We start from the raw sequence: 12,185 nt of genomic DNA on the forward strand, positions 1-12,185 counted from the left end.
CGGGGTTGTGCGGCGGTGAATTCATCAACCACGATGCGTGGTGATGAGTGAAATCTACAGCCACCCGGCGGGCGGCGGCAGCGGTATCGACCCGGATGGGGCGGCGGGCCGGCCGCCCCTGGTCGTGGGCATCGACGCGGGCGGGACGCGCAGCCGGGCCTGCCTGGCGGTGGGCGTGCCCGGCGGCCGGGTGCTCGGTCGGGGGAGCGGCGGCCCGGGCAACGCGATGAGCGTCGGCCGCGCCGACCTGACCCGCCATCTCGCCGCGGCCGTGGGTGAGGCCGTGGCACACGCGCTGCCCGCCGATCCGGAGGTACGGGGCCGGATCGGCGCGGCATACGGGGGGTTCGCGGGGGCGGCGCCGGGGATAGGGCCGGAGCGCGGGGAGGAACTGGCCGTGTCCTGCCTGCGCGACGCGCTCGCCGCGCACGGGATCACCGGGGTGCCGGTCGCCGTCGGCGGCGACACCGAGGTCGCTCTCGCCGCGGCCCCCGGCGCCCCCTCCGACGGGCTCGTGCTCATCGCGGGCACCGGCGCCATCGCCGCCCGCCTCGCCGGAGGCCGCCGCGCCGCGGTCTCCGACGGCCACGGCTGGCTGCTCGGCGACGAGGGCAGCGGGTTCTGGCTCGGCAACCGCGCGACGCGGGCGGCGCTGGAGGCGCTGGACGGCCGCGGTCCGTGGACGACGCTGGTGCCGCGGGTGGTGGCGCACTACCTGGGCGGCGCGGCGGGCGGAGCCGGGGGACCGGATGTCGGTGGGTCGGCGGCCGGTGGGTCGGCGGCCGTAGGGTCGGCGGTCGGAGGAGGGGACCCGGGGAGCGACGACGTGCTGCGGCGGGCGCTGGAGGTCGGCCCGGCCAGCGACGCGGTGGCGCGGCACCTGCTCGGGGAGGTCGTCGTCACGCGGGCGTACGAGCAGGCGCCGGCCCGGCTGGGCGCGCTCAGCCCGACCGTGGTCGAGGAGGCGGAGGCGGGCGACGCGGTGGCGCGGGGCCTGCTGGACGCGGCGGCCGGGCTGCTCGCGGCGACGGTGCGCTCGCTGGAGCCGCGGCCGGGCGAGCCGCTGGTGGCGACCGGTGGGCTGCTGGGGCCGGGCGGGCCGCTGCTGGGCCGGGTGACCGAGCGGCTGGCGGATCGTGGGCTGCGGGTCTTCCCGGTCGCGGACGGCTCCACCGGTGCTGCCGCGCTCGCGTGCGGGCTGCTCGGCGGAGGCGGTCCGGGCGGTCGGGGCGCACCGGACGCGGCGGTGTGAACCGGGAGATTCGGGCGGTTCGCGGTGAGCGGCGGAGCATCCGGCACCCGGGTGTCTTGACGGGCGATGGTGGCTCAATGTTTCATCGACGTATTGAACGGTTGGTTCAATCAACCGGAATCGCATCCGTACATCCGCAGAGCTCCAGCAGCAGGACTTCCGCAAAGGGGACCCGGGCATGGCCGAGGGACAGATCAGCGCCGCGACGTTCGCCGACGAGGGCCGCGCGGCGGTGGAGCGGGCGATCGGCGCGAACAAGGAGACCGTGGCGGCCGCGGCCCGGCTCCTCGCGGACTGCGTGGCCGCCGACGGCGTGATCCACGGCTTCGGCACCGGCCACTCGCAGGCCACCGTGATGGAACTGGTCGGCCGGGCCGGCGGCCTGATCCCCACCAACCGGATCGGCCTGTCCGACCTGGTGCTGCGCGGCGGCGAGGACCGCGCGGTGCTCGCCGACCCGCTGCTGGAGCGTTCCCCGGGCCTGGCCCGGCGGCTGTACGAACTGGCCACGCCGCGCCCGCAGGACGTGTTCGTGATCGTCTCCAACTCCGGCGTCAACAACTCGATCGTCGACATGGCGCTGCACGTGAAGGAGGCCGGCCACCCGCTGATCGCGCTCACCTCGCTCACCCACACCCGCGCGGTGCCGGCCCTGCACTCCAGCGGCAAGCGGCTGGCCGACCTCGCGGACGCCGTGCTGGACAACTGCGCCCCCGCCGGCGACGCGCTGCTGCCGCTGCCGGGTGGCGGCGCCCTGGGCGGGGTGTCCACGATCACCTCGGCGCTGCTGGTGCAGATGGCCGTCGCCGAGGCCGTCGGCCTGCTGGGCGCGGAGGGCCACGACGCGCCGATCTACATCTCCGCGAACCTCCCCGGCGGCCACGAGCGGAACAAGGTGCTGGAGGAGCGGTACGCGGGCCGTATCCACCGCGGCGGTTTCTGACCGCCCGGCCCCGAACCGGCCGCGAACCGGCTGCGAACCGGCCCCGCACCGGCCCGAAACGGCCCCGAACCGGCGGCGGCCCCAGGGCCGTTCGCCGGTGGTCCGGCGGCCGGCGGGGGACCGTTCATCCGCGGTCCGGTCCTGGTTGGGCCCCGGTTCACCGGCGGTCCGGTGACGGCGAAGCGGCCGGTGGGCGGCGCGCCCGGGTGCCGGATCTCGTTCTGGCGTGCCATCAATTAGTTTGGGTGTCGCAGCGAGGACGAGGAGAAGTGGACTGATGTCCGAAACGAACGCGCAGGGCACCCCCCGGCTCGACCAGCGCCCCGAGTGGCACGCACTCGCCAAGCACAGCGAGGAGCTGTCCGGCACCCATCTGCGGGACCTGTTCGACCGCGACCCCGACCGGGGCAGCCGCTACACCCTCCAGGTCGGCGACCTCCACCTGGACTACTCCAAGCAGCTCATCACCGACGAGACCCTCCGGCTGCTGCGGGAACTGGCCGCGGCCACCGGGGTGTTCGAGCTGCGGGACGCCATGTTCGACGGCGAGCGGATCAACGTCACCGAGGACCGCGCGGTGCTGCACACGGCCCTGCGCGCCCCGCAGTCCGCGACGATCGCGGTGGACGGGCAGAACGTCGTACCGGCCGTGCACGCCGTGCTCTACAAGATGACGGTCTTCGCCGACCGGGTCCGCTCGGGTGAGTGGACCGGCCACACCGGCAAGCGGATCAAGAACGTCGTCAACATCGGCATCGGCGGCTCCGACCTCGGCCCGGCCATGGCCTACGAGGTGCTGCGTGCCTACGCCGACCGCGACCTGACGGTCCGTTTCGTCTCCAACGTGGACGGCGCCGACCTGCACGAGGCCGTGCGCGACCTGGACGCCGCGGAGACGCTGTTCATCGTCGCCTCCAAGACCTTCACCACCATCGAGACCATCACCAACGCGACGTCCGCCCGGCAGTGGCTGCTCGGCGAACTCGGCGCCGGCGACGAGGCGGTGGCCAAGCACTTCGTGGCGCTGTCCACGAACGCGGAGAAGGTCGCGGAGTTCGGCATCGACACGCAGAACATGTTCGAGTTCTGGGACTGGGTCGGCGGCCGCTACTCGTACGACTCCGCGATCGGCCTGTCCCTGATGATCGCGATCGGCGCCGAGGCCTTCCGGAGCATGCTGGCCGGCTTCCACCTGGTCGACGAGCACTTCAGGACCGCGCCCCCCGAGCGGAACGTCCCGCTGCTGCTCGGCCTGCTCGGCATCTGGTACGGCAACTTCCACGACGCGCAGTCGCACGCGGTGCTCCCCTACAGCCACTACCTGAGCCGGTTCACCGCCTACCTCCAGCAGCTCGACATGGAGTCCAACGGCAAGTCCGTGGACCGCGCGGGCAACCCGGTGGACTGGCAGACCGGCCCGGTGGTCTGGGGCACCCCGGGCACCAACGGCCAGCACGCGTACTACCAGTTGCTGCACCAGGGCACCAAGCTCGTGCCCGCCGACTTCATCGGCTTCGCCCGGCCGCTGCCCGAACTCGGCCCGCTCGCCGGGCAGCACGACCTGCTGATGGCGAACTTCTTCGCGCAGACGCAGGCGCTGGCGTTCGGCAAGACCCCGGACGAGGTTCGCGCCGAAGGGGTGCCCGAGGAACTGGTGCCGCACAAGACCTTCCGCGGCAACCACCCCACCAGCACCATCCTCGCCACCGAGCTGACCCCGTCCGTGCTCGGCCAGCTCATCGCGCTCTACGAGCACAAGGTGTTCGTCCAGGGCGCGGTGTGGAACATCGACTCCTTCGACCAGTGGGGCGTCGAGCTCGGCAAGGTGCTGGCCAAGCGGGTCGAGCCCGCGCTCACCGAGGGCGCCGACGTGCCGGGCCTGGACCCGTCCACGAAGGCGCTCGTGGCGAAGTACCGCGAGCTGCGCGGCCGCTGAGCCCGAGGCGGCTGAGGCCGGAGGCGGCCGAACGGGAGGCGGCTGAGCTGGAGGCGGCTGAGCCCGAGGCGGCCTGCGGGTCGGGGCCGCCCGGCCTGGCCGCGGCACCACGAAGGGGGCCCGGAATCACGGATTCCGGGCCCCCTTCGTCGGTCTGCCGACGGCGCCACCGCTACGACGAGGCCGCCGGATACAGCTCGGCGGGGATCTTCGCGGCCGCCGCGCGGTCCAGCAGCCACAGCGTGCGGGCCCGGCCGTAGGCGCCCGAGGCGGGTGCCTGGACCTCCCCCGGCGAGGACAGCGCGAGCGCGACCGCACCTGCCTTGTCCTCGCCCGCGGCGAGCAGCCACACCTCCCGGGCCGAGCGGATCGCCGGGAAGGTCAGCGAGATCCGGGTCGGCGGCGGCTTCGGCGAGCCGTGCACACCGATCACGGTGCGGACGGTCTCCCGGGTGCCGGGGTGCTCCGGGAAGAGCGAGGCCACATGGGTGTCCGGGCCGACGCCCAGCATGAGGACGTCGAACGACGGCACCCGGGTGTGGTCCTCCGGCCCGGCCGCGGCGGCCAGCTCCGTCGCGTAGGCCGCCGCGGCGGCCTCCACGTCGGACTCGTAGGCACCGTCGGACGGCGCCATCGGGTGCACCCGGGCCGGGTCGAGCGGCACCGAGTCCAGCAGCGCCTCCCGGGCCTGCGTGTGGTTGCGCTCCGGGTCCCCCTCGGGGAGGAACCGCTCGTCGCCCCACCACAGGTCCAGCCGCGCCCAGTCCACGGCGTCACGCGCCGGGGCCTCGGCGAGCGCGGCCAGCAGCCCGTTGCCGTTCCGCCCGCCGGTGAGCACCACCGAGGCGGAGCCACGGGCGGCCTGGGCGTCCACGATCTTCGTGATCAGCCTGGCCGCCGCGGCCCGCGCCATCAGCTCCTTGTCCCGGTGGACGACCACCTGCGGGGTACTCACTTCTCCGCCGCCGCCTTACCGGAGCCCGAGCCGGAAGCGGCCTTCTTCGCCGGCGTCGCCTTCGCCGCGCCCTCGGCCTTGGCTCCCGACCCGTTGGACCCGTTGGACCCGGCCGCACGCGCGATCCCGTCGGAGCTCAGCAGCTGCCGCTCGCCGAACTTCACGGTGGCGCGGTATATGTCGTCCGGGTCGAGCCTGCGTAGCTCCTCGGCGATCAGCTCCGCGGTCTCCCGGCGCTTGAGCGCCACATGGCGGTCGGGCTGCCCCGGCACCGCCAGCTCGGCCAGCCCGCCCTCGGGCCGGTCCAGGCAGATGTCGCCGTCGGAGGTGGCCAGCCGCACCGCGGTCAGCCCGGGGCCGTTGCTGACCTTGCGCTCCACCGGCACACCGAGCCGGTCCGCCAGCCACAGCACCAGCAGCTCGGCGCTCGGGTTGTACGCCTCACCCTCCACCGAGGCACTCTCGATCTTGCCGTGCCGCTGGTCGAGAGCGGCGGCCAGCATCGAGCGCCACGGGGTGATCCGGGTCCAGGCCAGGTCGGTGTCACCGGGTGAGTACGTCTTCGCCCGCAGCCCGAGCGAGCCCACCGGGTCCTCGGCGGCCGCCGAGTCGGTGATCCGGCGCGCCGCCAGCCGGCCCAGCGGGTCCTCCGCGGCGTTTTCCGGGGCCTTGTCCGGCCACCAGCACACCGCGGGGGCGTCCGGCAGCAGCAGCGGCAGGACCACCGACTCGGCGTGGTTGGCCAGCTCGCCGTGCATACGCAGCACCACGGTCTCGCCGGTGCCCGCCTCGTCGCCGACCACGACCTCGGCGTCCAGCCGGGCCAGCGCCCGGTCCCGCGGCGAGCGCCCGGGCCGCTTGATGACGACCAGTATCCGGGAGGGGTGCTCCTTGGACGCCTCGTGCGCGGCCTTCAACGCGTCGTAGGCGCTGCCCTCGTCGGTGACGATGACCAGCGTCAGCACCATGCCGACCGCTGGGGTGCCGATCGCCCGCCGGGCCTGGATCAGCCCGGCGTTGATCTTCGAGGACGTGGTGTCCGTCAGATCGATCTTCATGGCCTGCGCCAGCTCCTGCCGTCTTGTGCGAGCATCTCGTCCGCCTCGGTCGGGCCCCAGGTGCCGGACGCGTACTGCGCCGGCTTGCCGTGCCTGTCCCAGTACTGCTCGATGGGGTCGAGGATGGTCCAGGACAGCTCGACCTCCTGGTGCCGCGGGAAGAGGTTCGCGTCACCGAGCAGCACGTCCAGGATGAGCCGTTCGTACGCCTCCGGGCTGGACTCGGTGAACGACTCGCCGTAGGCGAAGTCCATCGTGACGTCCCGCACCTCGGTGGAGGTGCCCGGCACCTTGGAGCCGAACCGCACGGTCACGCCTTCGTCCGGCTGGACCCGGATGACCAGCGCGTTCTCGCCCAGCTCCTCGGTGGCGCCGGACTCGAACGGCAGGTAGGGGGCCCGCTTGAAGACCACCGCGATCTCGGTGACGCGGCGGCCGAGCCGCTTGCCGGTGCGCAGGTAGAACGGCACACCCGCCCACCGGCGGTTGTTGATCTCCAGCTTCACCGCTGCGTAGGTGTCGGTCTTGGACTTGGGGTCGATGCCGTCCTCCTCCAGGTACCCGAGCACCTCCTCGCCGCCCTGCCAGGCGTGTGCGTACTGGCCGCGCACGGTGTACTTGCCCAGGTCGTCGGGGAGCACGACCGCGCCGAGCACCTTCAGCTTCTCCGCGGTGAGCGCCTTGGGATGGAAGGAGCCGGGCTCCTCCATCGCGGTCAGCGCCAGCAGTTGCAGCAGGTGGTTCTGGATGACGTCGCGCGCGGCGCCGATGCCGTCGTAGTACCCGGCGCGGCCGCCGATCCCGATGTCCTCGGCCATGGTGATCTGCACGTGGTCGACGTAGGACCGGTTCCAGATCGGCTCGTACATGGTGTTGGCGAAGCGCAGCGCCAGGATGTTCTGGACGGTCTCCTTGCCCAGGTAGTGGTCGATACGGAAGACCTCGTTGGGCGGGAAGACGTCGTGCACGATCTGGTTGAGCTGCTGGGCGCTGGCCAGGTCGTGGCCGAACGGCTTCTCGATCACCGCGCGCCGCCACGAGTCGCCGGTGCCCTGCGACAGGCCGTGCTTCTTCAGCTGCTGCACCACGTTCGGGAAGAACTTCGGCGGCACGGACAGGTAGAAGGCGAAGTTGCCGCCGGTGCCGCGGGCCTTGTCCAGGTCCTCGATGGTCGACTTGAGCTGCTCGAAGGCCTTGTCGTCGTCGAAGTTGCCCTGGACGAAGCGGCAGCCCTCGGCGAGCTGCTGCCAGACCTCCTCGCGGAAGGGGGTGCGGGCGTGTTCCTTGACCGCGTCGTGCACCTCCTGGGCGAAGTCCTCGTTCTCCCACTGGCGGCGGGCGAACCCGACCAGCGCGAAGCCCGGCGGCAGCAGGCCGCGGTTGGCCAGGTCGTACACCGCCGGCATCAGCTTCTTGCGGGACAGGTCGCCGGTGACCCCGAAGATCACCAGGCCGGACGGCCCGGCGATCCGCGGCAGCCGCCGGTCGAGCGGGTCACGCAGCGGATTGCCCACCGTCAGCTTCTCGTCCTCGGATGTCACCTCACGCCTCCGAAGGGGCGAGCCGCTCGAGTTCGGCCTTGGTGGAGTCCAGGAGTTCGTTCCAGGCCGCCTCGAACTTCTCGACGCCCTCGTCCTCCAGCACCTGCACCACGTCGTCGTACGACACGCCGACCGTGGCGAGCGCGTCGATGTCGGTCTGCGCCTGCGCGTAACCGCCTCGGACGGTGTCGCCGGTGACCTCGCCGTGGTCCGCGGTCGCCTCCAGCGTGGCCTCGGGCATGGTGTTCACCGTGTTCGGCGCGACCAGCTCCGTGACGTACAGCGTGTCGGAGTAGGCGGGGTCCTTCACACCGGTGGAGGCCCACAGCGGGCGCTGCTTGTTGGCGCCGGCCCGCTCCAGGGCGGCCCAGCGGTCGGTGCCGAAGACCTCTTCGTACGCCTGGTAGGCCAGCCGCGCGTTGGCCACGGCGGCCTTGCCCTTGAGCGCCTTGGCCTGGTCGGAGCCGATCTTCTCCAGCCGCTTGTCGATCTCGGTGTCCACGCGGGAGACGAAGAACGACGCGACGGAGTGGATCTCGGCGAGGTCCAGGCCGGCCGCCTTGGCCTTCTCCAGACCGGACAGGTAGGCGTCCATCACCGCGCGGTACCGCTCCAGCGAGAAGATCAGCGTGACGTTGACGCTGATGCCCTTGCCGATCACCTCGGTGATCGCCGGCAGCCCGGCCTTGGTCGCGGGGATCTTGATCAGGGTGTTCGGGCGGTCGACCAGCCAGGCCAGCTGCTTGGCCTCGGCGACCGTGGCCACCGTGTTGTGCGCCAGCCGCGGGTCCACCTCGATGGACACCCGGCCGTCCTGGTGGTTGCTGGCGTCGTAGACCGGACGCAGGACGTCGGCGGCGTCGCGGACGTCCGCGGTGGTGATCATCCGCAGCGCCTCCTCGACGGTCAGCTTCCGCGCCGCGAGGTCCTTGAGCTGTCCGTCGTAACCGTCGCCCTGGGAGATGGCCTTCTGGAAGATCGACGGGTTGGTGGTGACACCCACCACGTGCTGCTGGTCGATGAGTTCTGCCAGGTTGCCGGACGTGATGCGCTTGCGCGACAGGTCGTCCAACCAGATCGCGACGCCTTCGTCGGAGAGGCGCTTGAGTGCGTCTGTCATGGGAATTGCATCTCCTGAAATGTCGTGTACCAGCGTCAGCGGTCTGCGGCGGCGAGAGATTCCCGGGCGGCGGCGGCCACCGCCTCCGCGGTGAAACCGAACTCGCGGAAGAGCAGCTTGCCGTCGGCCGAGGCACCGTAGTGCTCGATGCTGACGATCCGGCCGGCGTCTCCCACGTAGCGGTACCAGGTGAGGCCGATGCCGGCCTCGACGGCGACCCGCGCCTTCACCGAGGACGGCAGCACGCTCTCGCGGTACGCCGCGTCCTGCTCCTCGAACCACTCCACGCACGGCATCGAGACCACCCGGGTCGGGATGCCCGCGGCCTGCAGCTCCTCGCGCGCGCCCACCGCGAGCTGCACCTCGGAGCCGGTGCCGATCAGGATCACCTGCGCGGGGCCGCCCTCGGCCTCGAACATGACGTATCCACCGCGGGCGGTGTCCTCGTGGACCGGGTAGGTCGGCACGCCCTGCCGGGTCAGCGCCAGGCCGTGCGGGGCGCCCTTGCCGATCTCCTTGGTCCAGCGCTTCTGGATCTCGCGCCAGGCGATCGCCGTCTCGTTGGCATCCGCGGGGCGCACCACGTTCAGCCCCGGGATGGCGCGCAGCGAGGCCAGGTGCTCCACCGGCTGGTGGGTCGGGCCGTCCTCGCCGACGCCGATCGAGTCGTGCGTCCACACGTACGTCACCGGCACGTGCATCAGCGCGGACAGCCGGACGGCGTTGCGCATGTAGTCGGAGAAGACGAGGAACGTACCGCCGTAGACACGGGTGTTGCCGTGCAGCGTGATGCCGTTCATCTCCGCGGCCATGGAGTGCTCGCGGATGCCGAAGTGCACGGTCCGGCCGTACGGGTCAGCGCCGGGCAGCGGGTTGCCTGCCGGGAGGAACGACGAGTTCTTGTCGATGGTGGTGTTGTTCGACCCGGCGAGGTCCGCGGAGCCGCCCCACAGCTCGGGGATCACCGAGCCCAGCGCCTCCAGGACCTTGCCCGAGGCGGCACGGGTGGCCAGCGAGGCGCCGACCTCGAACTCCGGCAGCTGCTCCTGCCAGCCCTCCGGCAGCTCGGCCGCGTCGATCCGGTCGAACAGCTCGGCGCGCCGCGGGTTCGCGGTGCGCCAGGCGGCGAAGGACTTCTCCCACTGCGCACGCGTGTCGCGGCCGCGGTCGCCGACCGCCCGGGTGTGGGTGATCACGTCGTCGGCCACGTCGAAGTGCTTGTCCGGGTCGAAGCCCAGCACCTGCTTGGTGGCCCGCACTTCGTCCTCGCCGAGGGCCGAGCCGTGCGCGGCGCCGGTGTTCTGCTTGTTGGGCGCGGGCCAGCCGATGATCGAGCGGACCGCGACGAACGACGGCCGCTCCGTCTCGGCCTTGGCGGCCAGCAGAGCGGCGTGCAGCGCGTGCACGTCGAGGTCGCCGTTCTCCTTCGGGGCCACCCGCTGGACGTGCCAGCCGTATGCCTCGTACCGCTTGACGGTGTCCTCGGAGACGGCCGTCTCGGTGTCGCCCTCGATGGAGATGTGGTTGTCGTCCCACAGCAGCACCAGGTTGCCGAGCTTCTGGTGGCCGGCCATCGAGGACGCCTCGGCGGAGATGCCCTCCTGGAGGCAGCCGTCACCGGCGATCGCCCAGATGGTGTGGTCGAAGGGAGAGGTGCCGGCCGGCGCGTCCGGGTCGAACAGCCCGCGCTCGTAACGCGAGGCCATGGCCATGCCCACCGCGTTGGCCACGCCCTGGCCGAGCGGGCCGGTGGTGGTCTCCACGCCCGTGGTGTGGCCGTACTCCGGGTGGCCGGGGGTCTTGGAGCCCCAGGTGCGCAGGGCCTCCAGGTCGGCCAGCTCCAGGCCGTAACCGGCGAGGTAGAGCTGCGTGTAGAGGGTCATGCTGGAGTGCCCGGCGGACAGCACGAAGCGGTCGCGGCCGGTCCAGTCGGCGTTCGCCGGGTCGTGCCGCATGATCTTCTGGAACAGCAGGTAGGCCGCCGGGGCCAGGCTCATCGCCGTGCCAGGATGGCCGTTGCCGACCTTCTGCACGGAATCCATCGCGAGGACGCGGGCGGTGTCCACGGCCCGCTGGTCCAGATCGCTCCACTCAAGGTCTGTGGTCGTCGGCTGCTTGCTCACCCTGGGTCAGGGCTCCTCTCCACATAAGTTGAAAAGCGCCGGTGACTGGTGCCTACCCGACGTTCTTGAGCCTACCGCCGCAGGCGCGCGGGCCTTTGCCCACGCTGCCGCATCTGTGGATAACTCCTGCGCGGGCCGCGGATGACACGCCCCGCCCATGGACACCCCCCGCAGAAAGCCGGGTATTCCCTACGTCTAGAGTGGCGTGGTACGCGCAGGGACCGTGGTCCGCCGCCGCATCCGCGGCCGGCAGGCAGCCGGGACCTGCTGGACTCATCTCTCGTGGGGTGTTCGTGACAGCCGTCGAATCCCGACCCGCAGGGGTCATCGGGACGGGCTCGGGACAGACGAACTCCGGGCACCGGCCGCCGCGTGCCCGTGTCATGGCGTTCGTCGCGCTGACCAAGCCGCGCATCATCGAACTGCTGCTCATCACGACCGTTCCGGTGATGTTCCTGGCGGCCGATGGCGTGCCCAACCTCTGGCTGGTGCTGGCGACCGTGGTCGGCGGCTACCTGTCCGCGGGGGGCGCCAACGCGCTGAACATGTACATCGACCGCGACATCGACGCGCTGATGCACCGCACCGAGCAGCGTCCGCTGGTCACCGGGATGGTCTCGCCGGGCGAGGCCCTGGTCTTCGGCATCGTGCTGTCGGTGGTGTCCACCGTGTGGTTCGCGGTGCTGGTCAACCCGCTGTCCGCCGCGCTGTCGCTGACCGCGATCCTCTACTACGTGTTCGTCTACACGCTGTGGCTGAAGCGGCGCACCGCGCAGAACATCGTGTGGGGCGGTGTCGCGGGCTGCCTCCAGGTGTTCATCGGATGGTCGGCCGTGCGCAACGAACTCGGCTGGGCGCCTTTCGTGCTCTTCCTCGTCCTGTTCTTCTGGACCCCGCCGCACTACTGGCCGCTGTCCATGAAGGTCAAGGACGACTACGCCCGGGTCGGCGTGCCCATGCTCCCGGTCGTCGCCGGCAACCAGGTCGTGGCCCGGCAGATCGTGGTCTACAGCTGGGTCATGGTCCTCACCTCGCTCACCTTGTGGTGGCCGCTGGGGGACACCTCCTGGTTCTACCCGGTGGTCGCGGGCGCCCTCGGCGCGTTCTGGCTGAAGGAGGCGCACGGGCTGCACGCCCGCGCCAAGGCCGGGGTGATGGGGGCCAAGCTCAAGGAGATGCGGCTGTTCCACTGGTCGATCACCTACGCCACGCTCCTGTTCGTCGCCGTGGCGATCGACCCCTTCCTGCACTAGGGAC

The 12,185-nt window shown here is 71.7% G+C and carries 9 protein-coding genes; 4 read left to right on the forward strand and 5 right to left on the reverse strand.

Annotated features, from left to right (window positions below; all coding sequences use genetic code 11):
• Window positions 1–43: 43 nt before the first annotated feature.
• The 3 genes from OG896_RS30845 (at window position 44) to pgi (ending at window position 4,131) form a co-directional block, all read left to right on the forward strand.
• A complete protein-coding gene (locus OG896_RS30845; RefSeq protein WP_329370585.1) occupies window positions 44–1,252 on the forward strand; it encodes an N-acetylglucosamine kinase in 1,209 nt (402 codons plus the stop codon).
• 178 nt (window positions 1,253–1,430) lie between these two features.
• Entirely contained in the window at window positions 1,431–2,195 is a 765-nt protein-coding gene (locus OG896_RS30850) for an SIS domain-containing protein (RefSeq protein ID WP_328462771.1), read from the forward strand.
• Between the two features lie 277 nt (window positions 2,196–2,472).
• Window positions 2,473–4,131 carry a glucose-6-phosphate isomerase gene (gene pgi / locus OG896_RS30855; RefSeq protein WP_329370587.1) on the forward strand — a complete coding sequence of 553 codons (1,659 nt, stop codon included), beginning with the start codon at window positions 2,473–2,475 and terminating at the stop codon, window positions 4,129–4,131.
• A gap of 172 nt (window positions 4,132–4,303) precedes the next feature.
• On the opposite strand, the gene pgl is transcribed toward pgi, so the two are convergent.
• The 5 genes from pgl to tkt are packed head-to-tail and all read right to left on the reverse strand — an operon-like array spanning window position 4,304 to window position 10,928.
• Complete coding sequence (gene pgl / locus OG896_RS30860) at window positions 4,304–5,086, reverse strand: 6-phosphogluconolactonase (RefSeq protein ID WP_329370589.1); 783 nt, start codon at window positions 5,084–5,086, stop codon at window positions 4,304–4,306.
• On the reverse strand, window positions 5,083–6,144 hold the full coding sequence (gene opcA / locus OG896_RS30865; protein ID WP_329370590.1) for a glucose-6-phosphate dehydrogenase assembly protein OpcA: 1,062 nt from the start codon (window positions 6,142–6,144) through the stop codon (window positions 5,083–5,085). The genes pgl and opcA overlap by 4 nt, the downstream gene beginning before the upstream one ends.
• Window positions 6,141–7,664, reverse strand: coding sequence for a glucose-6-phosphate dehydrogenase (zwf, locus tag OG896_RS30870; protein ID WP_402449978.1), 1,524 nt, complete (start codon window positions 7,662–7,664; stop codon window positions 6,141–6,143). The genes opcA and zwf overlap by 4 nt, the downstream gene beginning before the upstream one ends.
• A 22-nt stretch (window positions 7,665–7,686) precedes the next feature.
• Window positions 7,687–8,805, reverse strand: coding sequence for a transaldolase (gene tal / locus OG896_RS30875; RefSeq protein WP_329370592.1), 1,119 nt, complete (start codon window positions 8,803–8,805; stop codon window positions 7,687–7,689).
• Window positions 8,806–8,840: 35 nt separating this feature from the next.
• Entirely contained in the window at window positions 8,841–10,928 is a 2,088-nt protein-coding gene (gene tkt, locus OG896_RS30880) for a transketolase (protein ID WP_329370593.1), read from the reverse strand.
• A gap of 293 nt (window positions 10,929–11,221) precedes the next feature.
• Here tkt and OG896_RS30885 point away from each other — a divergent pair, with 293 nt between their 5' ends.
• Window positions 11,222–12,181 carry a heme o synthase gene (locus OG896_RS30885; protein WP_329370595.1) on the forward strand — a complete coding sequence of 320 codons (960 nt, stop codon included), beginning with the start codon at window positions 11,222–11,224 and terminating at the stop codon, window positions 12,179–12,181.
• The last annotated feature ends 4 nt before the right edge of the window (window positions 12,182–12,185 follow it).

This window comes from Streptomyces sp. NBC_00669, assembly GCF_036226785.1.
GTDB lineage: Bacteria > Actinomycetota > Actinomycetes > Streptomycetales > Streptomycetaceae > Actinacidiphila.